Annotated in this window: 22 protein-coding genes and 1 other annotated feature; of the genes, 17 read left to right on the forward strand and 5 right to left on the reverse strand. The window is 41.8% G+C overall.

The genetic code is table 11. The annotated features are described in order from the left end of the window. Positions 1 to 13: 13 nt before the first annotated feature. The 3 genes from Ga0466249_RS12845 to Ga0466249_RS12855 all read left to right on the forward strand — a co-directional run bounded on the left by Ga0466249_RS12845 (position 14) and on the right by Ga0466249_RS12855 (position 2,200). A complete protein-coding gene (locus Ga0466249_RS12845; protein WP_215829861.1) occupies positions 14 to 832 on the forward strand; it encodes a metal ABC transporter permease in 819 nt (272 codons plus the stop codon). Between the two features lie 109 nt (positions 833 to 941). Beyond that, the gene (yyaC, locus tag Ga0466249_RS12850) at positions 942 to 1,532 is read left to right on the forward strand and encodes a spore protease YyaC (protein ID WP_312889768.1); all 591 of its coding nucleotides are present in this window, start codon (positions 942 to 944) and stop codon (positions 1,530 to 1,532) included. A 194-nt stretch (positions 1,533 to 1,726) separates the two neighbouring features. Further along, complete coding sequence (locus tag Ga0466249_RS12855; protein ID WP_215829863.1) at positions 1,727 to 2,200, forward strand: sigma-70 family RNA polymerase sigma factor; 474 nt, start codon at positions 1,727 to 1,729, stop codon at positions 2,198 to 2,200. Here the strand turns inward: Ga0466249_RS12855 and Ga0466249_RS12860 are convergent. Beyond that, the gene (locus Ga0466249_RS12860) at positions 2,178 to 3,761 is read right to left on the reverse strand and encodes a recombinase family protein (RefSeq protein WP_215829864.1); all 1,584 of its coding nucleotides are present in this window, start codon (positions 3,759 to 3,761) and stop codon (positions 2,178 to 2,180) included. The genes Ga0466249_RS12855 and Ga0466249_RS12860 overlap by 23 nt on opposite strands. Positions 3,762 to 3,933: 172 nt before the next feature. Between Ga0466249_RS12860 and Ga0466249_RS12865 the strand changes: the two genes are divergently transcribed. After that, on the forward strand, positions 3,934 to 4,122 hold the full coding sequence (locus tag Ga0466249_RS12865; RefSeq protein ID WP_215829865.1) for a hypothetical protein: 189 nt from the start codon (positions 3,934 to 3,936) through the stop codon (positions 4,120 to 4,122). Between the two features lie 65 nt (positions 4,123 to 4,187). Here Ga0466249_RS12865 and Ga0466249_RS27800 read toward each other — a convergent pair whose 3' ends face one another. The 3 genes from Ga0466249_RS27800 to Ga0466249_RS27200 all read right to left on the reverse strand — a co-directional run bounded on the left by Ga0466249_RS27800 (position 4,188) and on the right by Ga0466249_RS27200 (position 4,967). Then, positions 4,188 to 4,535, reverse strand: coding sequence for a YbaK/EbsC family protein (locus Ga0466249_RS27800; protein ID WP_376769301.1), 348 nt, complete (start codon positions 4,533 to 4,535; stop codon positions 4,188 to 4,190). Continuing rightward, on the reverse strand, positions 4,505 to 4,639 hold the full coding sequence (locus Ga0466249_RS27195) for a hypothetical protein (RefSeq protein WP_281422639.1): 135 nt from the start codon (positions 4,637 to 4,639) through the stop codon (positions 4,505 to 4,507). The genes Ga0466249_RS27800 and Ga0466249_RS27195 overlap by 31 nt, the downstream gene beginning before the upstream one ends. A 196-nt stretch (positions 4,640 to 4,835) precedes the next feature. Continuing rightward, a complete protein-coding gene (locus Ga0466249_RS27200) occupies positions 4,836 to 4,967 on the reverse strand; it encodes a hypothetical protein (RefSeq protein WP_281422640.1) in 132 nt (43 codons plus the stop codon). A 268-nt stretch (positions 4,968 to 5,235) separates the two neighbouring features. Between Ga0466249_RS27200 and Ga0466249_RS12875 the strand changes: the two genes are divergently transcribed. Further along, complete coding sequence (locus Ga0466249_RS12875; protein WP_215829866.1) at positions 5,236 to 5,385, forward strand: hypothetical protein; 150 nt, start codon at positions 5,236 to 5,238, stop codon at positions 5,383 to 5,385. A 189-nt stretch (positions 5,386 to 5,574) separates the two neighbouring features. Continuing rightward, positions 5,575 to 5,832 (forward strand): sigma-70 family RNA polymerase sigma factor, encoded by a 258-nt coding sequence (locus Ga0466249_RS12880; protein ID WP_312889771.1) that lies wholly within the window; start codon positions 5,575 to 5,577, stop codon positions 5,830 to 5,832. 103 nt (positions 5,833 to 5,935) lie between these two features. Here Ga0466249_RS12880 and rbr read toward each other — a convergent pair whose 3' ends face one another. After that, positions 5,936 to 6,520, reverse strand: coding sequence for a rubrerythrin (gene rbr / locus Ga0466249_RS12885; RefSeq protein WP_215829867.1), 585 nt, complete (start codon positions 6,518 to 6,520; stop codon positions 5,936 to 5,938). Positions 6,521 to 6,729: 209 nt separating this feature from the next. On the opposite strand from rbr, the gene Ga0466249_RS12890 reads away from it, so the two are divergent. The 11 genes from Ga0466249_RS12890 to rplT all read left to right on the forward strand — a co-directional run bounded on the left by Ga0466249_RS12890 (position 6,730) and on the right by rplT (position 20,920). Further along, positions 6,730 to 7,908: an exonuclease SbcCD subunit D gene (locus Ga0466249_RS12890; RefSeq protein ID WP_215829868.1), complete on the forward strand. Its 1,179-nt coding sequence runs from the start codon at positions 6,730 to 6,732 to the stop codon at positions 7,906 to 7,908. Positions 7,909 to 7,910: 2 nt separating this feature from the next. Then, positions 7,911 to 11,057: an AAA family ATPase gene (locus Ga0466249_RS12895; protein WP_215829869.1), complete on the forward strand. Its 3,147-nt coding sequence runs from the start codon at positions 7,911 to 7,913 to the stop codon at positions 11,055 to 11,057. Between the two features lie 23 nt (positions 11,058 to 11,080). Continuing rightward, positions 11,081 to 13,567, forward strand: coding sequence for an ATP-dependent helicase HrpB (gene hrpB / locus Ga0466249_RS12900; RefSeq protein ID WP_215829870.1), 2,487 nt, complete (start codon positions 11,081 to 11,083; stop codon positions 13,565 to 13,567). 46 nt (positions 13,568 to 13,613) lie between these two features. After that, the gene (locus tag Ga0466249_RS12905; protein ID WP_215829871.1) at positions 13,614 to 15,083 is read left to right on the forward strand and encodes a CCA tRNA nucleotidyltransferase; all 1,470 of its coding nucleotides are present in this window, start codon (positions 13,614 to 13,616) and stop codon (positions 15,081 to 15,083) included. 23 nt (positions 15,084 to 15,106) lie between these two features. After that, the gene (locus tag Ga0466249_RS12910) at positions 15,107 to 15,889 is read left to right on the forward strand and encodes a D-alanyl-D-alanine carboxypeptidase family protein (RefSeq protein WP_215829872.1); all 783 of its coding nucleotides are present in this window, start codon (positions 15,107 to 15,109) and stop codon (positions 15,887 to 15,889) included. A gap of 138 nt (positions 15,890 to 16,027) precedes the next feature. Continuing rightward, complete coding sequence (locus tag Ga0466249_RS12915) at positions 16,028 to 16,357, forward strand: GRAM domain-containing protein (protein ID WP_215829873.1); 330 nt, start codon at positions 16,028 to 16,030, stop codon at positions 16,355 to 16,357. A gap of 79 nt (positions 16,358 to 16,436) precedes the next feature. Then, the gene (gene ytxC / locus Ga0466249_RS12920) at positions 16,437 to 17,348 is read left to right on the forward strand and encodes a putative sporulation protein YtxC (protein ID WP_215829874.1); all 912 of its coding nucleotides are present in this window, start codon (positions 16,437 to 16,439) and stop codon (positions 17,346 to 17,348) included. A gap of 342 nt (positions 17,349 to 17,690) precedes the next feature. After that, complete coding sequence (gene thrS, locus Ga0466249_RS12925) at positions 17,691 to 19,604, forward strand: threonine--tRNA ligase (RefSeq protein ID WP_215829875.1); 1,914 nt, start codon at positions 17,691 to 17,693, stop codon at positions 19,602 to 19,604. A gap of 63 nt (positions 19,605 to 19,667) precedes the next feature. Then, positions 19,668 to 19,785: a sequence feature (ribosomal protein L20 leader region), on the forward strand. Between the two features lie 34 nt (positions 19,786 to 19,819). Beyond that, positions 19,820 to 20,323, forward strand: coding sequence for a translation initiation factor IF-3 (gene infC, locus Ga0466249_RS12930; protein ID WP_215829905.1), 504 nt, complete (start codon positions 19,820 to 19,822; stop codon positions 20,321 to 20,323). A gap of 18 nt (positions 20,324 to 20,341) precedes the next feature. Further along, positions 20,342 to 20,539, forward strand: coding sequence for a 50S ribosomal protein L35 (rpmI, locus tag Ga0466249_RS12935; RefSeq protein ID WP_215829876.1), 198 nt, complete (start codon positions 20,342 to 20,344; stop codon positions 20,537 to 20,539). 27 nt (positions 20,540 to 20,566) lie between these two features. After that, positions 20,567 to 20,920, forward strand: coding sequence for a 50S ribosomal protein L20 (rplT, locus tag Ga0466249_RS12940; RefSeq protein ID WP_215829877.1), 354 nt, complete (start codon positions 20,567 to 20,569; stop codon positions 20,918 to 20,920). Positions 20,921 to 20,960: the final 40 nt, after the last annotated feature.

Below are 20,960 nucleotides of genomic sequence, written 5' to 3' on the forward strand. Positions count from 1 at the left end.
AGAAGGAGTAACTGTGGATTTTTTGCAATATGATTTTATGCAGCGTGCTTTTATGGCTGGTCTTATTACGGCAGTCGTTTGTCCGCTTATTGGAATGTTTGTTGTTGTTCGCCGTCAGTCCCTTATCGGGGATGGCTTGGGACATATTGCTTTTGCGGGTGTTACTGGCGGCTATTTACTAGGCATTTATCCGCCGTTTGCAGCGACAATATTAACAGTGGGGGGCGCTGTGGGGATTGAATGGCTTCGGCAAAAGCATCGAGAATATGGCGATATGGTACTTGCTATCTTTTTTTATGCTGGTATTGCAGCAGCCATTATTTTTAGCAGTATGACTAAGATGCCTAGTGTGGGTTTATTGAACTTTTTATTTGGCAGTATTATTACTGTGACGAATAAAGAAATTATGCTGATTTTGGTTGGGACAGTGATTGTTGCTGTTACACTGTATTTGTTTTTTGATCGGCTTATGTTGATGGCGCTTGATGAAGATGTTGCGCGTATTTCTGGTGTCAATATTGGTCTTGTTAACTTGGCGTTTGCCGTTGTGACGGCGTTGGTCGTTGTTGTTGGTATGACAGTGGCTGGTATTTTACTTGTCAGTGCCCTGATGATTGTTCCTGTAGCGACAGGGCATTTGTTAAAACGGGGTTTTAAAACTACCCTTTTTTATTCTATCGGTTATTCCGTGTTTTCTGTTACTTCGGGGCTTACGATTGCCTATTATTTAGATATTGCACCAGGTGGAACCATTGTCATGAACGCTATTCTTTGCTACCTTATTACGCTATTCGTTAAGCAACTGCATTACCGTTATAAAACAATCGGTTGACCTGCTGTTTCGATTTATTTTTTCGAATAGCAATAAAAAAGGCGCAGTCATGAAACTGCGCCTTTTCCCATATCTTGTACAAAAGAGTAGCAAGAGAGGGGATAGGGACGTGAAAAAACAGGCAGATAAACTGAATCTATATTATTTAGCACCGAATATTGATATTATAGGCTGTAAGTATCTACTGAAACTATGGAGAGGCCAAGACGATTTTGCTAGGCGTCCACTTGTTTTTTTATGTATTGGTTCGGATCGCTATACAGGAGATGCGTTAGGGCCCCTAATTGGTAGTTACCTTGAAGAAAATATCGACAGTATTGTTTATGGCACACTGGAACGACCCGTTCATGCCGGAAACTTAAAGGCTGTGATCATAGAGATTGGCCAGCGATTTTTTCGCCCCATGATTATTGCAGTTGATGCCTGTCTGGGACAGAAAAATGAGATTGGCCATATTGAAATTTGGGAGGGAACCATTGAAGCAGGCATTGCGGTCGGGAATAAACTACCTAAAACAGGTGATATTGCTATGATTGGTATTGTGAATGCTGCTAGTTCCCTGGGGTACCGAGAGCTGCAAAGTACTTCGCTCGCTCTTGTAATGAAAATGGTGAAAGCTCAGAGCCTCATTTTGCAAAACTTTTATCGTGAGGCTAAACGGGAACAAGCCGGGCTGCTCGGAGAATTATTCGGGAAATAGGTGATCCCAATTTAAATACAAAATGATTAAACACGCAGCAAATAATACACCTAAATCACCAATGATTTTTTCCATTCGTCATCCTCCAATGTTGGTTTCCTTGATTTACCATAGAAAAATAAGTCGATACAGGCACAGCAAGCAATCCTTCCCCATAGAATGAACAGATAGACATTGCGGGGGTGAATAGCTTGGTGTCTTTTTTATTAGTATTGGCAAGCACCGTTGTTAAAAGCATTGCTTTACTTGTATCCTATGTGACTAGCAATACCTTTCCTATGCCTTTAAGTGAAAAAGATGAAAAGGTTTATCTGATTAAACTGAAAGAAGGAGATGAACAAGCACGCAATGTATTGATTGAGCGGAATTTGAGACTCGTAGCACATATTGTGAAAAAATTTGATAATACGGGCGAAGATATGGATGATCTCATCTCAATTGGAACGATTGGACTGATTAAAGCTATCAATACCTTCGATCCGGCGAAAAAAATTCGGTTAGCCACTTATGCTGCTCGCTGTATTGAGAATGAAATTCTCATGCATTTGCGTAGTACCAAACGTACTCGTTCGGAAGTCAGCTTGTATGATCCTATTGGAATTGATAAAGAAGGAAATGAGATTCCTTCTTTGGTTTATCTGTTATTTAACGATCTAATAATAATTTAGGCAGGCGGGGATAAAGTACTAAAGTAAAGTCATCATTTTTTTGATGTGCTTCTTTTCGGTAAGTAGCCTGCTCAAGTACGGATTTAAGCAGCTTATTTTTTATTGCTGCGTCAGCAGTTTCTTTATATACATCTAAGACATGCTCTAACTTTGGGACGATGTCTTTGCGTGCTTTTTCATGTTGTAGCTCCTTGGCCAACAATTGTCTTGTTTCTAATATAGCCGTCTCAGCCTTTGATATTCGTTCTGATAACTTTTTAGACCTATCCCGGTATATTTTTTCGTCATAGATGCCCTTTTCTAAGAGATCATACAGTTTATTTTTTTGTTGCTCAAGCCCTACTAATTCTTTTTGTAAATTATGATAGGCTTTGTTCTTCCTATTTATTCTATTATCTTGTCTTTCTGGCAACCTAAAATTTTCCCATTGAGTCTGATATTCATCAAGCCACGTCGTCAGCCCTTCTATGACTTCTCTTTCTACATATTCGAATCTGCAGCTTTTATTGGTACAATGTCTATTGTAACACATAAGATGAGGATATTGTTGGTGAACGTAGGGCCTATATATCATAGAACTGCCGCAAAGGTCACATTTGATTAAGCCCGCTAATGGATTGGTGATTCCATTCAGTAGCCGATAGGGAGGATGATATCTTTTTGCAAGCATATCCTGGACTTTATTAAATTCTTCTATTGTTACATAAGGCTCATGTGCATCATACACCCAGATTTGCTCATTACGAGGTCGGGAGCGAGTATCGCGCTTTTTTCCAGGCACAATGGATTTTTTTTGTTCTTTTTTTTTCCACGCAACGATTCCTGCGTAGACGGGATTTTTTAGAATGACAAGAACGGAAGGGGCAGTCCAGATTTTTCCGGTGTAGGATAAATAACCAAGACGGTTCAATTCGTTGGCTATTTTACTTGTGCCCATATCTTCATGGCGATATAGTCGCCAAATGAGGGCTGTTGGCTTAGCTTGTTTTGGGTTCTTGATAAGATATCGCTTACGGTCTTTTTTCTCAATCAGATAGCCATAGGGAGGCAGAGTGCCAAGATAATTGCCATCTTCAATAGAGCGCAGTCGGCCGCCCTGCAACCGCCTAGTAATGATTTTTAATTCTTTCCGCGCCATGAAGGCTTCGAATTCGGTATATTCTTCATCAAGGTCATCATCTAAATCGTAAATTTTGCGTGGCGTAACAATTTTAGTATGTGAATTTTTAAATGTATCAATAATGAGGCCTTGATCTTGCATTTTACCGCGACCAAGGCGATCAATATCCATACACCATACGGAGTTCCATTTGCCTTCTTCGACTTCTTTTAATAGTTCTATTACTACAGGCCTGTGAATGACATTTTCACCAGAGACTACCTCTTCAAATACTTTTGTTATAGCAACGCCATACTCTTTTGCTAATTTAAATAAAGCTTTACGGTGTTTAGACAATGTTTCACCTTCGCCGCGTGCTTCGGCTTCTTGGTCTTCACGAGACTTGCGGAGGTAGAAGCAAGCGGGTCCTAGGTCTTTATCATTATTACGCCTATTATTCAAGATCATCGCCTCTTCCTGATACGCTATGCATTTTTAGTCTCATTATAAGTCCCTTTTCTATAAATATAATATTGAATGTGCAAATAGATTCCATGTAAAACAATGAGAGAGCGCCTGTCCAATCAGTGTTGTCCATACGAGTCATTCGCATAGGATGTCTAGAGGTGATTCGATGGAACGGAAGTATGATGTTACATACAAATTTAGAAAAGCTGTTGTTCACGTCGTAGCTCCTGCAGCGATGACGGAAAAGGAACGGTTGAACCGAGTTTGCGAATTTCATCATGCCGCTTGGGAGGCATGGAATTCACTACCGGAGCAGAAACGTCTTGAAATTAATGCAGCTTGTAAAAAAGGGTGAACCTTATGTCTAGACCTGTAAATTCTCGTTTAGATTAATGAAGTATGGAAGTAGAAACTTTTTTGTTAGTCACTCTCTAGAAATGCGACGGGTTGATTTAACTTTATTAGTGCAAGGGGGGATAGCTTCAGTGTTCGATTCGGTTGCCTGGATCCTCCGTATACAAAGGAATATTGCAAAAGTCTTTTATCAAATATAGTTGGAATATTTAAGCCGACCATGGGGGTGTCGCCAGGATCAAAACCCGTGATTTTACGGATCTTGTCCTTATTTGCCAGTTTAGCTTGAGAAACATTGACAATTTTTGCAATGAGTTCAAAGTCAATACGACTACGGCTTCCTGAGAAAATGATTGAGAAATATCCCTTGTCAGTTTTAGTAATTAAAGTGGGCGCAGTCTGTCCGGCTTCAATTCCGAAGTATTCAGCTCCTTCAGTTGCTGAGTAAATTTGTTTTTCGTGGAATATAAATTCATAACAAAATTGGACTTTTCCAAAATGTCTTTAATGATATCCATTTTAAGGCTCCTTACAGTTTTGGTTTATTTTAGCATAATTAACAATTACTTTGTTTATTTTTTTAGCTATTGTAGAAGTTTAGTTGATGCGGTTTTAGGCGTTGATCGGTTTCTTTGCATGGAAAAGCCAGAGTATTTCCCTACGATAAGGAATCTCTGGCAAACTGTTGGATACTGAGCGGTTAGGCATGATATTTTATTTTGAATTTTTCTCTTGTTTAGGATAGACAGAATTTTTAATATCGGGTGGTGCAGCTTTACCATTTAATTGTGAAATGACATGTGTTGCGCGATCAAATTTTTTGGTTTGGTCATTTGCTTTTTTCAAAGAAGTCACCTCCTTAGCGTAGTTTTTCCAAAATCTTTGGATCATTATTCGCAAAATATCTTCCTGAAAAATGGATATAACGAATTGAGAGTATCTATTGTGTGAACTAATGATATTAATAAGAGTGAGGTTGATGATATTATTATTCGTTGATTTATTTGGTATTAAAAAAAATTTAAAAATTTAGCTGATTTATGTTAAGTTTTTCTTAATTTATATCGATAATATAGGAAATAAGTCCTGTTGATAGCCAAGGAGGGCGATTAATATGATTTTAAAAGTAGAACTTTCACAGCCTATATTTGACAACTATAAGCGTGAGCCTCAGACATCCAAGGATGGAGTAAAAAAGAAGAACACGAATTCATTTGCAAATGTCTTGGAAAATACAATTAAATCAAAATCTACTGGCAGTTAAGTTTTATAGAACCAATTTCTGTTAACTTGGGCTTTGGTTAGAAAAGCATTGGTTATGATAGTGCCGCTGGTGTCGAGCGTTCAACCATGATTTTTTCGGTGTTTAGAAAGAATTTGCGATAAGTTAGGTGACAAGCATAGAAAATGATACAGATAAACTGACAAAGGGAATGAGATTACGTTGATTGATGTGCTTGGAACTGCGCCTGATGTTGTGGCAGACGCAGTAGAAAATCAGTGTGAACAGGAACGACTGGGGCGGCAACTGAATAAATTGAGCGGTAGGGAAAAGTGGGTGCTTGAAATGCGTTTTGGTATGCCCGGGGGGGCTAAAAAAACGCAGCGTGACATTGCTAAATTGCTGGGAATATCTAGAAGCTATGTTTCACGCATTGAAAAACGGGCGATAAATAAGCTAGGGAAGCATATGTCAGCAGAAGAACCTTAATTATCCCGGATGTGCGATCTGTAAATGTAAAATAGAATACGAAGCATACAAAAAAAGGCGGGTATCTTTTGATAGAAGAACCTGCCTTTTTCTATGTTTACAATTAATAGGTTTCAACAAAGACTTCAAAGTAGCCTTGTGGATGGGCACAAGCCGGGCAAGTCTCCGGGGCAGTGTTGCCTTCATGAATATAGCCGCAATTATTGCATTTCCAGCGCGTGGTGCCTACTTTTGTGAAGGTCTGATTATTGACTAGATTGTCATGGAGTTTATTAAATCGTTCTTCATGATGCTGTTCTACTGTGGCGATTTCTCTAAATACCGTTGCAATCAGGTTAAATCCTTCTTCTTGGGCAACATCTGCAAAATGAGGATATAATTTACTCCATTCTTCATTTTCACCAGCCGCAGCAGAAACTAAATTTTCTTTCGTGTTGCCCAGGGCGACAGGAAAATCTGCCTCGATGGTTACCGTTTCCTTATTCAGACTTTCTGCCAAAAATTTAAAGAACCGTTTGGCATGTTCTTTTTCATTGTCGGCAGTTTCCGTAAAGATGTTGGAAATCTGTACGTAGCCTTCGTTTTTGGCTTTAGATGCATAATAAGTGTAACGATTTCTAGCTTGAGATTCACCTGCAAATGATTTCATTAAATTTTCAGATGTTTTTGTACCTTTTAAGGATTTCATAGTAAAACCTCCTCGCACATGTAATTTGTTAATAGCAAAAATTGTAACATTTAACTTATTCTTTGCGAAACATTGAAATCCTATGAGAAAAAAATTTGTTATTTTATAGTTTACGCATTGGTCGCAAGAAGAGCCTTAGGCAGGATTATGTTTTTTTATTGTGGAATGAATGAAAACAGTGTTAGTTGATCCTGTGGAGGTGTTCTGACTTGAAAATATTGCATACAGCAGATTGGCATATAGGTAAGATTGTGAATCAAACGCATCTGACAGAAGATCAGAATTTTGTACTTCATTCATTGATTGAGCTGATTCAAAGTGAAAAACCGGATGTGCTTGTGATAGCAGGTGATATCTATGATCGGGCCATACCTCCTGTTGAGGCTGTTGATTTATTAGATGATGTATTGAGTAAGGTTTTGCTGGAATTAAAGGTGCCGGTGCTGATGATTGCGGGCAACCATGATAGCCCTGATCGTTTAGGTTTTGGCAGTCAGTTGTTAAAGGCCAAGGGGCTGCATATTGAGGGGCGATTTCAAAAAGAGTTACAGCCCGTTGTTTTAACAGATGAATATGGGCCAGTCAATTTTTATTTAGTTCCTTATGCACCGCCGGCGATTGTGCGTGATATTTTAGGGAGGGACGATGTAGTCAATCATGACACAGCTATGCAGGCTGTCATCGATGTGATTGAAAAGCAATGGGATCCGAAGGCGAGAAACGTGCTTGTGACGCATGGTTTTGTGCGAGGCATGGCCGACTTAGAATATAGTCAGTCGGAAAAGTCTCTTTCCACGTTGGAGTCGCTAGGTGGAGCCGATTATGTTGATGTAAATCGTTTCAGAAGATTTACTTATACGGCACTGGGGCATTTACACGGACCACAAACAGCAGGTTGTGAGCGAGTGAGGTATGCGGGATCACTGCTTAAATATTCTTTTTCTGAAACGAATCAGCATAAATCTGTTACACTGGTTGAATTAGGGGCCACAGGGGACATTACTTTAGAATGTAAAGTTCTTACGCCTCGGCGGGATATGAGAAAAATCAAAGGGCAGTTGCACCAGTTGCTGGACCCTGCCGTTTATACAGGAACGACTGTTGATGACTATCTTCATGTTACCTTGACTGACGAGGGCGAACTAATGGAGCCTATGAGTAAGCTAAAGTCTGTTTATCCCAATGTTCTTTCGCTGGAGTATGAAATCAAGGAACGCTGCGCAGGCGAAGATAAGACATCAGCTGGTGCAGAATATAAACAGCAGTCGAAATTAGAACTTTTCAAAGACTTTTATTCAGATATAACGGGACTTACCTTTGATGAATGCAAGACGGCGATTGTGGCGGAAGCGATTGCTGCAGTGGACGCAGAAGACAGGGGGCGCTAGGAGTGAAACCGCTTAAATTGAAAATGACAGCTTTTGGCCCTTATGCCAAGGAACAGGTGATTGATTTTACAGAACTCGGGGCTCATCAGTTGTTTGTTATTACAGGGGATACAGGTGCTGGAAAGACGACGATTCTGGATGCTATTTCCTATGCTCTGTATGGTAGAGCCAGTGGTCGTGACCGAGATAATGACAGTTTGCGCAGCCATTTTGCTGAATTCGATTTACTGACGTCGGTTGAACTTGATTTTGAAATTGGCGGCGAGCGATATTGGATTCGGCGCTTGCCTAAGCAACAGAAAGCGAAGTCTCGGGGCACGGGCTTTACGGAGCAAAATGCAGAGGCTGAGCTTAAGTTTTTTGATGGACAAACCTCTGTTATAGCGGGTGTGACAGAAGTTAATAATAAGATGATCGCGCTCATGGGGCTGACTTATGAACAATTTAAACAAATTATTATGATTCCTCAGGGGGAGTTTCGTGAACTCTTAACGGCAGATAGCAAGGCGCGGCAGGATATTTTGCAGAAAATTTTTGGTACGGAAAGTCTACGCCGCATTCAGGAATTACTGGAGAATAAGGCGACAGCATTAACACGAGAGGTGGCTGTTTTAAGTAATCAACGTGATGAGTTTATTCGAAGTATCGATGGTAGTTGTTTTGTTGAACTTCAAGAACTCCTTGCACGTGATGCCTATGCAGTACCCGCTGTTCTTGCCGCATTAACGAAAGCTATTGCGTCAGATGAGGCAGCGGCTCAAAAGCTCCAAGCCGGAATTGTTGACAAGGAAAAAGCTCTTGCTGACAAGCAGGCGGAGATTTTCCGTGGGCGTGAAATAAATGGTAAACTCCTGGAGCGCGATGAAGCACTGCAAAAAAAGCAGTACTTAGTAGCTCGTCAGACTGAAATAGAGCACAAGAAAAACAAGCTGACGAATGGTAGAAGGGCATTAAATTTACAAACTGTGGACAGGGAGTGCCAAAGCCGTAATCGTGTTGTTCAAGATAAAAAAAACCAGTTAGAGAAGGCGCAGAGTCAAGTTGTAGCGGCTGTAGCGGCACGAAATGAAGCCGAACAGTTGTACCGATTAGAAAAGGATAAAGAGGCTGAGAAAAATAACCTGTTGGCAGAGATGACTCGCCTTGAGGGACTGCGTGCTAAAGTAGCTGATTGGGATGTTAGGCAGAGACAGGTTGTAACATTACAGTCAAAATTGATAAAGGTAAAACAAGATAAAGAAAAAGCCGAAATTTTATTACAGGAAAACCGCACCAAATTGATGGTCTGTCAGGATGATTTAAACAAGGCTCAAGCCGATGCTGTCAAATTTGTTCAATTAACACTGGCGCTGACTGAAGCGACTGAGCGTTACACAAAGGTCCAAATGCTAGAGCAGGAAAACAAGCAGTTAGGTGTGCTCCGATTGATCTATAGCCAAGGACGTCATGAAGAGAATGAGAAACGGAAAGACTATGAACAGGCTCAGTTAAATTATGAAGCGGCACAACGTGTTTTTCTCGAAGGGCAGGCGGGTCAATTAGCGGCGCGTCTTATTTCGGGTCAGCCATGTCCTGTATGTGGTTCGATAGAACATGTTCGTCCGGCTGTTATGCAGGGGAATATTCCTGATGATTTGGCACTGAAAAAATTAAAGAAAGTGGAAAAAACAGCGCAAGCGGCTTGGGAAAAGGTCAATCAAAAGTATCAACAAGCGCAGGTAAGAGGTAAGTCGCAAAAGGAAATTGTTGAGCGGCTGAAGCAGGAACTTGATGCTCTTGTGGACGAAGATCTTAGCAGTTTAGACAAGGAACAATTAACAAGCTATCTTGCAAATACAGTACCGAAACTCAAAGAGAGAATGACCGAACTTTCTCGCCTGAGGGAAAAGCTTGCAGCTCATAATAAGCCAGAACAGGCGTTGCGGGATCAGTTGATTAAAATTAATAGCGATATACTCGACATGGAAAAGCAAGTTACTACTTTAGGTGAGGAATATACACAAGCTTTTTCTGAATTTCAGAGTACTCAAATTTTAGTAGAAAATTTATCAGGAGAATTAGAACCTGCTATTCGTTCGACAGCTAAGCTGGAACAGGCCATTCAGCAGATAAAAAGCCAGTTCGATTTGTTAAAGAGCAGACTGGAGCAAGCGGAGCAGCGCATGACAGCAAGTAAAGTTGATTATGCTAAAAAAAGCTCTGAAAAAGAAGGGGCTTTGGCCACTGTAGCAGAAGCCCAGAATGAAGTAGAATTGGCTGAAAAACGATTTTTGGCGGCTCTCGTTGCGAGTGGATTTGATGGGAAAGACGATTATGAACAAGCGAAGCTTGATGAATCCGCTATTCAAGCTTTAGATAAAGAAATTGCGGCTTATTACGAAGAACTTCGTTCAGTGCAGGATCATTGGACGCATTTGGAGCAGCAAGTAGCAGGACTACATGTAGTGCTTATTGAACAGCTGGAAGTCGAGCGGTTGGCTTTAGAGACTGAAAAAAGTCGGTTAAGTGAGCTTAGGACAACTGTTTGGACGAGAAAATCACTGAATCAGAAGCTATTTGAACGCATCATCAAACTCAATACACAGATTGAAAAGCAAGAAGAGCAGCACCAGTTAATTGGTCATTTAGCGCGAATTGCCAAAGGCGATAATGCGCAGAAGGTTAGTTTTGAACGCTATGTACTTGCGGCATTTTTTAATGATATTATTCATGCTGCCAATATTCGTCTGGATACCATGACGGGCGGGCGGTACCGCATGAATCGTATTGTGGAAAAAGGCAAGGGAAGTGGCCAAAGCGGCTTGGAAATTGAAGTGTTTGACTATTATACAGGTCAAGCTCGCCATGTGAAAACTTTGTCAGGTGGAGAAAGTTTTAAGGCGTCCTTGGCGCTTGCTTTAGGGTTGGCAGAAGTCGTGCAATCTTATGCTGGAGGTGTTAGTCTGGAAACGATGTTTGTTGATGAGGGATTTGGCACGTTGGACCCGGAATCACTTGATCAGGCCATTCAATGTCTCGTTGATTTGCAGCATTCAGGTCGCTTAGTCGGCATTATATCGCATGTACCGGAGCTCAGGGCTAGTGTCGATGCAAGACTCGAAATTGAGGCTGGAAAAGATGGCAGCAGCGCGCACTTCTGTGTGTTGTAGCCTTTCAAAGAGAGGGGGGAAATATGAAAACATTACCCATTGATGATGTATTAGAAGAAATAAAGACTACCCTTCAATTACAATCCCGGTTGGTTCTTGTTGCTCCGCCTGGGGCAGGAAAAACAACAAGAGTTCCACTTGCTTTGTTAAACGAACCATGGCTGAGTGGAAAGCGTATGATTATGTTGGAGCCTCGGCGACTCGCCGCACGCAGGACTGCATCTTATATGGCATCCTTACTCAAGGAACCGGTTGGACATAATGTTGGTTATCGCGTCAAATTTGACACAAAAGTAGGACCGGCTACGCGGATTGAGGTAATTACAGAAGGTGTCTTTCTTCGCATGATTCAACAAGATCCGGCATTGACCGGCGTGGGACTGGTGATTTTTGATGAGTTTCATGAGCGAAGTCTTGACGCTGATTTAGGTTTGGCACTATGTTATGAGTCTCAAAGCATTTTACGCGCTGATTTGCATATGCTAGTGATGTCAGCTACGCTTGCTGCCCAACCGATAGCAGACTTGCTCGGTCATGCGCCTGTCATTGTGAGTGAAGGGCAGCTGTTTCCTGTGGAAACGCGTTATCTTGAGCGACGGGCATCTGAGCGAGTGGAAGATCTCGTTACACTCGCTGTTAAGAAAACGTTGCAGCACGATAAGGGAGATGTTTTGGTATTTCTGCCTGGAGCCGGAGAAATTCATCGGGTGAAGCGAGCATTGGAAGCTTTTGAGCGCGATAATTCTCTTCACATTCTGCCCTTGTATGGCAATTTGTCGCAACAGGAGCAAGATCGAGCTCTTGCTCCGACCAAACAACAGGGCGAACGAAAGGTCATCTTAGCTACTTCGATCGCAGAAACAAGCTTGACAGTAGAAGGTGTCCACGTTGTGATTGATTGCGGTCTCATGCGCCAGCCGCGGTTTTCGCCGCGCACAGGTATGAGCCATTTGGATACGTTTCGTGTTTCGCGTGCTTCAGCTGATCAACGTCGCGGACGGGCGGGGCGATTAGGTCCAGGCATTTGTTATCGGTTATGGACGAAACAAGACGATAGTCATTTGCTTCGTGAAACAGTGCCGGAAATTCTTGTTGCCGATCTTACGGGTTTGGTTCTTGAACTTGCCTTATGGGGTGTGAAAGATTCGGCGGAACTTGTTTGGCTGAATCCTCCGCCTGCCGCCGCTATTCAACAAGCTCAAAAGTTGCTTACCGAGCTTGGCGCTTTAGACGTTTCTAACGGCATTACGCCGCATGGTAAACAAATGGCTGCAGCAGGAATTCATCCGCGTCTTGCTCATATGATTGTTAAGGCCAGAGAACTTGGTTGGGGCTTCTTAGCCTGTAAGTTAGCAGCTGTTCTTTTGGGGCGGGAGTTGTTTACTGCTAATGGGGCTGGTTCTGATGTTGATTTGCGGTGGCGCATTGAGGCCTTGCAGGGAAGACACCCTCAGGCAGTTAACATTATTGTTTGTCAACAAATAAAACAAGAGGCAGCTCTTTTAGAGCAAAAATTTGGTCTTGCCAAGGAAGAGCAATTTGATCTTTCTGTGTGTGGTTTGCTTTTGGCGTTTGCCTATCCTGATCGTATTGCTAAGCGGCGCAGTGATGGCAGATATTTGCTGCAAAATGGTCGAGGTGCCAGGTTAAGAGGGGATCAACTGTTTGGCCGAGAGTCTTATATTGTAGCGGCAGAACTTGCTGATACAGGGGTAGACAGTTTGATTTATTTAGCAGCACCGGTGTCTGAAGCGGAACTGTTTCAGTATTTTTCTGATCAGATGATTAAAGAGGAACTTGTGGAATGGGATGAAGTGTCGCAGTCTGTTCAAGCCCGCACATTGGAATGGTTTGGCGCTTTGCTGATGAAAGAACGTCCCTTATTGCATCCAGCTGCTGAACGTGTTCTTGAAGCTTTACTTAAGGGTATCCGGCAAATAGGATTGTCCATTTTACCCTGGACAAAGGGAGCACAGCAACTAAGGTTACGGTTGGCTTTCATGCATGCTTATGCCCTCAAGGATTGGCCGGATATGTCTGATGAAAATTTGCTTTTATCTCTTGAAGAGTGGCTTGCTCCCTATTTGATGGACTTGTCTCGACGCAGCGATTTACAACGGCTGAATCTGGTGGATATTTTAATGGCCCGGTTGACGTGGCAACAGCAGAAGGAACTCAATGTTTGTGCGCCTACACATATGATTGTCTCAAGAGGACAGAAAATACCGATTGACTATTCTAATCCGAGAGTACCTAGATTATCTGTTCGTCTGCAACAACTGTTTGGTCAACTAGAGACGCCCAAAATTATGCGTGGCAAAGTAGCGCTTACGATTGAATTGCTATCACCTGCTGGACGTCCCGTACAGATTACGCAAGATTTGTTGAACTTTTGGCAGACTACCTATTTCGCAGTCAAAAAGGATCTCATGGGCAGGTACCCAAAACATTATTGGCCGGAAGATCCATTGACAGCTCTGCCTACCCATCGGGTTCGTCCCAAGACTTAAGCAAATGAATCTGATTCGAATATTTTTCTAGAGGGTGAACAAAGGGGTGAATCACAACTTGATGGATAGTACGATCAATGAGGCACAGTGTCTCATGCAAGCACTCCAGTCGGCAGGATTTGCGGCCTATCTTGTGGGCGGGGCTGTAAGGGACTTATTGCTTGGTCGTGTTCCTAAGGATTTTGACATTGCTACAGCCGCTCTGCCTGATCAAGTCATAGCCGTTTGTCGCAGTCGCGGCTGGAGCATTATTGATAAACTAGGAAAAAATTTTGGTGTTACAGCTGTTATTGTTAAAGGCGTAACCTTAGAGGTGGCGACTTTTCGCCGTGAATGTTACGGCGAAGATGCTCATCGTCCTGAACAGGTTTGGTATGGCACTTCGCTTAAAGAAGATTTAGCGCGGCGTGATTTTACAATCAATGCCATGGCCCTATCACTTCAAGGTGACATCATTGATCCCTTCGGGGGACAGCAGGATTTGGCGCGCCAGCTTATACGTACGGTAGGAAACCCTAAAGAACGGTTTCAAGAGGATGCGCTGAGGATGTTTCGCGCCTGCCGCTTTGCGGCCCAACTTGGTTTTATTGTAGATGAAGCCGCGCTTGTTGCTTTGTCTGAGTTTCATACGCGGGTGAGAGGATTGGCACTAGAGCGTGTAAGAGATGAAATTTCGCTAACCTTAATTGCTGATCAGCCTGATGTTGGACTTGGGATACTTGTTCATGCAGGCTTGATTTTAGAAGAGTGCCGGATCAAGGTGCAAGGCGTTTATCACCCCGTTCCCCTTTTGTCTGAACTGGGTGACCTTGTAGATGTACCGCAAAATCCTGCTTATCATGTTCATGATGTTTGGCGGCATACACTAGCTGCTGTACAAGCTGTGCCGCCAAAACTTGTTTTGCGTTGGGCGGCGCTTCTTCATGATGTGGCTAAAGGACGGCAAGGTGTGCGGGGTCAAAATCAAGCGGGGCAGCCCACCGATCATGGTCATGATCGTCAGGGAGCTGTGCTTGCCGAAAAAATGTTAAAACGTCTGGATTTACCTGCTCGGTTTAGAACTCGTGTCGTTTGGCTGGTACTCAACCACATGCGGTTTCATATGAATTTTAACAGTGTATTAGATGGACAGGGTCTGACGAGTTTGAAACACTGGGTGAGGGAAGAAGCTCGTTCCGGCTTGTTTCGTACAGCAGAAGAAATGCATGAAGCTTTTGACCAATTAGCTGTTCTTTGTGCTGCTGATGCTAAGGCTACTGGAAGGCAGTTTGGTCATGAGCATGAACGTGAAAAATTTTTACTGATTCTTGCCGATATCTTACAATCTATGCCTGTTCATTCGCGTGAATTGCGACTTGTTGTTGACGATATTTTTCAAGAAGAAACTGAGCGAAGGCTTATTGGCCCATGTCTCAAAGGATTGCTATTACGTGTTCAAGATGGAATGCTTTCAAATGAACGTCAAGAGTTAACAGTAGCGGCACGAAAATGGTTAAAAAAACATAAGCAATTGTAATTATTTTAGAAGGGACTAAGGAAATGATTAAATTAAGAAATTGGTTATGGTTTATTTGTTTTATCCTCATGATACAGCCCGTAGCGGCGGCAGCAGCTATTACGGCGCACTACGCAGTTGTTATGGATGCTTCTACAGGAAAAGTTTTATATGAGAAAAATGCTCACGAGCGTGCCTATCCGGCAAGTACGACGAAAATCATGACGCTCATTACGGCATTAGAAGAAAGCGATATACATGATGACTTATTAGTCAGTGCTGAGGCGGCAAATACGGAAGGTTCTAGTCTCGATTTGAGGACTGGAGAAAAAATGAGAGAAATCGATATGCTTTTTGGCATGATGCTTGTCTCAGGTAATGATGCAGCAGTAGCCATTGCTGAGCATATTTCAGGATCACCAGGGGATTTCGCAAAATTGATGACAGAGAAAGCTCACTTATTAGGGGCTACTGATACGCATTTTGCTAATCCTAATGGATTGCCTGATGACAATCACTATACAACAGCATATGATTTGGCTGTCATAGCGTCTCACGGCTATACTAATCCGTGGTTTCGCCGCATTATTCAGACGCGATCTTATTCAATGCCGGGTCATCAAGTTGAAAATACGAACAAACTTTTGACCCAGTATGATGGAGCCAATGGCGTTAAAACGGGGTGGACAGAATCGGCGGGGCGTTGTTTAGTTGCGGGAGCCAAACGAAATGGAGTGCAACTCATTGCCGTGGTTTTAAATAGCGAGGATATATGGGGAGAAGCAGCGACGTTACTTGATGCTGGTTTTGATCAGTTAGGCAAGTAGTCGCATGTACAATGATTAGATAAGCTGAATTTGATGAAATATTGCAGGTTCTTCGCTTGTTGTATAAAAACCCCCAGGATTTTTTTAGCGATATCGCGAAACATTGAGCAATGTAAGATGCAATTAAGGAGGCTTGTGATGTATTCATTTAACATGCTTGAAAACGAGAAAATTCTTAAAAAAGACCTATGTAATTTGGCCATTGAGGGAACCGTTCTGAATGGCGCTTTTTATTTGACAAATGAAAGGTTAGTTTTTGTTGGGTACTTGTTAGATCAAGCGCATAAGCATTTTACTGATCTATCGCTGGTTCATATTGATGAAGTACGTCGTGAAAAAACATTTCGTTTCATTCCAAATGTTCTTATTATTCATAGTATACAAGATGTGGAATGGAAACTGACTCTTTCAGGTCGTGATGACTGGTATGATGCGGTTCAGAAGCAACTTTCCGTAATCGAAAAATAACCTGTTAGAGGTTTGACGCCTATTTCGTATGCAATGCTAATGAAAGACATATACTATTAGCACGAAGGGAGTGAAGGCGGTGAAACTTCTAACAATTGGGTTTAAGGATTGTGATGAGGAAAATGACAAGCTAAAGAAAAAAATGGAAGATCTTTGTGAAAGCTTAGGATATAGTGGATATGTTGTTGTTATAGAGGATGTAGTCAAGGGCAGTTACCGATTTATTGGCTATTATGTCAATGAAGGAGAGTTGTCCTTTCGCAATTATGAACAAGTTAAAGGGCAGATAAAAAAAATGGCAGTGAAGCTTTTGGCAGATCATGTTGTGCGTGTAGAAGAAAAAAGGTTAATTAAACGGATGATTGAACGGGAGTATGTTTATTTTAGTGACAAGGAACGACAGCAGGTTTTTGAAAGTGTCGTGAGTCGTTATGACCATGATGTTGCCAATTGTACAGAGTTTAATCTTCCCACGCGGCGACAATATATTGCTGAAAAAATGCTGGATTATTTGGAAAATTCCCATGACATTGTTTTAGAGGGATTCATTAATTTTCGGTTGAAAGAATATCGGAAACATATGATGGAGGCTGTTGATAAGGCCGTAGATGATTTTATGATGGAACTGGAATACCAAGAATTTATCCGCGTGTTGCGTTATTTTGTCGATGTGCAGCAACCTAAAATGGAAGAAGTTCATGTGGTTATGATGGCGAGTGGCAATTTTAAAATTCTTGATTCGAAAGGTGAGGTGATTCGTAGTCGTTCCATTGAAAATGTGGATCGGGAAGGAATGAGTTATCAAGATCTTTTAATTAGCTCGCTCATTACGCTTGCACCCTATACGGTTATGCTGCATTTGATTCATCCAAGTATGTCTGAGGAGCTTATTATGACAATTAAAAGCGTCTTTGATGGTCGCGTGATTGTATGTGACGGTTGCGATCTGTGCCGCAACGTTTATGCCAATCAACTTCAGCCAAAGTCTTAATATAAAGTAAGATAGTTATACATTGACTTTCGTGTTCATTCGTTTTATAATTGAGAACAAATCCATAAACAAAAGTAATGCCGAGGATATGATAACAAACAAAGTAGCACCAGAGAATAGATGCCGTGGCTGTAAGCATTTTTGCTTTATGTTCGTTGTTACCCCCTCGAAACTGCTTCTTGGAAATTTGAGTATAAGAAGCCGGAGTAATTTTCGTTACTAAATTATGAGCTACGTCCATTTTCTTGGCGTAATCAGGGTGGAACCACGGGTATTTAACTCTCGTCCCTATTGGGATTGAGGGTTTTTTATTTTTTACTGTACTTTACAGGAGGAGTTAAAATGGCAAAGATTGAGCTTATTTTAAAAGATGGCAGTGTAAGGGAAGTGGAGTCAGGAACAAGCGTTCTTGCTGCAGCCCAGTCCATTAGCCGCAGTTTGGCTAAAGCAGCACTTGTTGCAAAACTGAATGGCACTTTTGTTGATTTGATGCACAATTTGACGGAAGGTGGAAAAATTGAGTTTTTTACTTTTGAAGATCAAGAAGGCAAGGACGCTCTGCGACATAGTGGTTCCCATTTGCTTGCTCAAGCTGTGAAACACTTGTTCTCTGATGTCAAGTTAGGCATTGGACCTGCTATTGCTAACGGATTTTACTATGATTTTGACACAGAACATACCTTTACACCTGATGATCTTGTGAAAATTCAAACTGAAATGGAAAAAATCGTAAAACAAAATCTGCCTATTGAGCGTAGTGATGTGAGTCGGAAAGAAGCTATTCAAGTATTTAAAGAACTTGGTGAGAACTATAAATTAGAACTTATTAATGATTTACCTGCTAATGCTCAGATTTCTATGTATCGCCAAGGTGATTTTGTTGATCTTTGTGCAGGCCCTCATGTGCCTTCCACAGGACGGCTAAAAGCGATAAAATTGCAAAGTTTGGCTGGCGCTTACTGGCGCGGCGATGAAAAACGTAAAATGCTGCAACGTATTTATGGTACGGCCTTTGAGAAAAAAGCCGATTTAGATGCTTATCTGACCATGCTTGAAGAGGCAGCTAAACGAGATCACCGCAAACTAGGCCGTGAATTAGACCTATTTAGCATTCAAGAAGAAGGTCCTGGGTTTCCTTTCATTCATCCCAACGGAATGGTTATTCGCAATGAACTCGAATCTTTCTGGCGGAAATTGCATATTGAATATGGTTATGAAGAAATCAAAACACCCATGATTTTGCATCAGTCACTTTGGCAGCAATCGGGTCATTGGGATCATTACCGCGAAAACATGTATTTTACCAAAATTGATGGCGAGGACTATGCAGTAAAACCCATGAACTGTCCAGGCGGCATCTTAGTTTACCGTACGCAGCAGCATAGTTATCGTGACTTGCCACTGAGAACATGCGAATTGGGTCAGGTTCACCGTCATGAACTGTCAGGTACCTTACACGGCTTGATGCGTGTAAGAAGCTTTACGCAAGATGATGCTCATATTTTTATGCTACCGTCACAAATTAAAACAGAGATTCAAAAGGTTATTGACCTTTTTGATACAGTTTATCGTGTCTTTGGATTGACTTACCATGCTGAACTGAGCACGCGTCCTGATGATGCTATGGGTTCAGACGAAGTTTGGGAGACAGCAACGAATGCGTTGCGTGAGGCACTGGAAGATCGCAAAATGACTTATAAAGTCAATGAAGGTGACGGCGCTTTCTATGGTCCTAAAATTGACTTCCATTTGACAGATTCCATTGGTCGGACTTGGCAATGTGGTACGATTCAGCTGGATATGCTTATGCCGGAAAAATTTGATTTAACCTATATTGGCGAAGACGGTCAGAAACATCGTCCTGTGATGATTCATCGTGTTGTCTATGGCAGCTTAGAGCGGTTTATGGGGATTTTGATTGAACATTATGCTGGAGCTTTTCCTGTATGGCTGGCGCCTGTGCAAGTCAAGATTCTGCCTATTACGGATCGTCAGGCAGGTTATGCGGCTGAACTCGCGCAAAAAATGCGCAAAGAAGGTCTCCGCGTCACTGTTGATGATCGCAGTGAAAAAATCGGTTATAAGATTAGAGAAGCACAGCTGCACAAAGTTCCTTACATGCTTGTTGTAGGGGACAAGGAAATGGAGAGTGGCCTTGTTGCTGTCAGAAAACGTGGTGAAGGCGATATTGGCGCACAGGATGTAGCGACTTTTACAGCCTTGGTAAAACAGGAAATTGCTGAAAAAAAAGCATAGAAGTCAAGAATAAATCTTGACAAAACAAAAAGTAAATGATAACATTAACAAGTCAATAAATGAATCGTTAAGCAGAAGCCATCCGCTTCTCACCTTACAACCTGTTGTTCGTAAGGTTTGCTAGTCAATACGAGAGTGTTACTATGCGGGTGGAAAATGCCACCCGCTTTTTTATATTGATTTGAAAGAGGTGAATGATAATTAGCAAAGATAGTTTGAGGGTGAATGAGGAGATCCGTGTCAGGGAAGTACGGGTTGTCAGCGATACTGGTGAACAGCTTGGTATTATGCTCGCTCGAGAAGCTATTCGATTAGCTGGTGAACAACAGCTTGATCTTGTGGAAGTGGCACCAACAGCTAAACCACCCGTTTGTCGTATTATGGATTTTGGAAAATTTAAATACGAACAACAGAAACGGGACAAAGAAACAAAAAAGAAGCAAAAAATTGTTTCTTTGAAGGAAGTAAAACTTCGTCCCGGTATTGAAGACCATGATTTTGATGTCAAGCTAAAAAATGCGCAGCGCTTTTTAGCTGACGGAGATAAAGTGAAGGTAACGATCATGTTTCGCGGTCGTGAACTTTCGCATCCTGAGCTTGGTAGACAGTTGCTTGTCAAAATGGCTGATATATTAAAAGAAACAGTCAATGTTGAGCGCGAACCAAAACTTGAGGGAAAAAATATGATTATGATTGTCGCTCCAAAGCAACATAATTAATTAAGGGGGATTCTCGCTATGCCTAAAATGAAAACACGTAGAAGTGCGGCCAAGCGGTTTAATATTACCGGAAGCGGTCAATTTAAACGTTCTAAAGCATTTAAAAGTCACATCCTGGAGAAAAAATCTCCAGCCCGTAAACGTAATTTACGCAAAGCTACGCTTGTTAGCAAATCAGATTATGATCGCGTAGTAAAAATGTTGCCTTACGCATAAAATTTACATTGAAATGAGGGATCGCACATGCCAAGAGTAAAAAAAGGCGTGACTGCACATCGTCGTCATAAAAAGATTCTTAAGTTAGCGAAAGGCTATAGAGGATCGAAAAGTAAACTGTTTAAAAAGGCCAATGAAACGGTAATGAAAGCATTGTATTATGCTCGTCGTGACCGTCGTGCGAAAAAAGGGGAATTCCGTAGATTGTGGATCGCCCGTATTAATGCAGCTGCCCGCACACAAGGTATTTCTTACAGCCAGATGATTAATGGCCTCAAAAAGGCTGGTGTAGAAGTCAATCGTAAAATGCTTGCTGATATTGCTGTTAACGATATGACTGCTTTTGAACAGCTTGTTGTTACAGCCAAAGAAAATATCTAAGCAAACAATATGTTGTTATCAAGAAAGGGTCTGCATAAGC

Origin of the sequence: Pelorhabdus rhamnosifermentans (assembly GCF_018835585.1) — a bacterium.
GTDB classification, from domain to species: domain Bacteria; phylum Bacillota; class Negativicutes; order UMGS1260; family UMGS1260; genus Pelorhabdus; species Pelorhabdus rhamnosifermentans.

Coding starts and splice junctions, on each gene's coding strand:
- Ga0466249_RS12865 (WP_215829865.1), top strand. CDS start 3,934: ATGGAACGGAAGTATGATGTTACATACAAATTTAGAAAAGCTGTTGTT.
- Ga0466249_RS27195 (WP_281422639.1), bottom strand. CDS start 4,639: ATGGATATCATTAAAGACATTTTGGAAAAGTCCAATTTTGTTATGAAT.
- Ga0466249_RS12875 (WP_215829866.1), top strand. CDS start 5,236: ATGATTTTAAAAGTAGAACTTTCACAGCCTATATTTGACAACTATAAG.
- rbr (WP_215829867.1), bottom strand. CDS start 6,520: ATGAAATCCTTAAAAGGTACAAAAACATCTGAAAATTTAATGAAATCA.
- hrpB (WP_215829870.1), top strand. CDS start 11,081: ATGAAAACATTACCCATTGATGATGTATTAGAAGAAATAAAGACTACC.
- Ga0466249_RS12910 (WP_215829872.1), top strand. CDS start 15,107: ATGATTAAATTAAGAAATTGGTTATGGTTTATTTGTTTTATCCTCATG.
- Ga0466249_RS12915 (WP_215829873.1), top strand. CDS start 16,028: ATGTATTCATTTAACATGCTTGAAAACGAGAAAATTCTTAAAAAAGAC.
- thrS (WP_215829875.1), top strand. CDS start 17,691: ATGGCAAAGATTGAGCTTATTTTAAAAGATGGCAGTGTAAGGGAAGTG.
- rpmI (WP_215829876.1), top strand. CDS start 20,342: ATGCCTAAAATGAAAACACGTAGAAGTGCGGCCAAGCGGTTTAATATT.
- rplT (WP_215829877.1), top strand. CDS start 20,567: ATGCCAAGAGTAAAAAAAGGCGTGACTGCACATCGTCGTCATAAAAAG.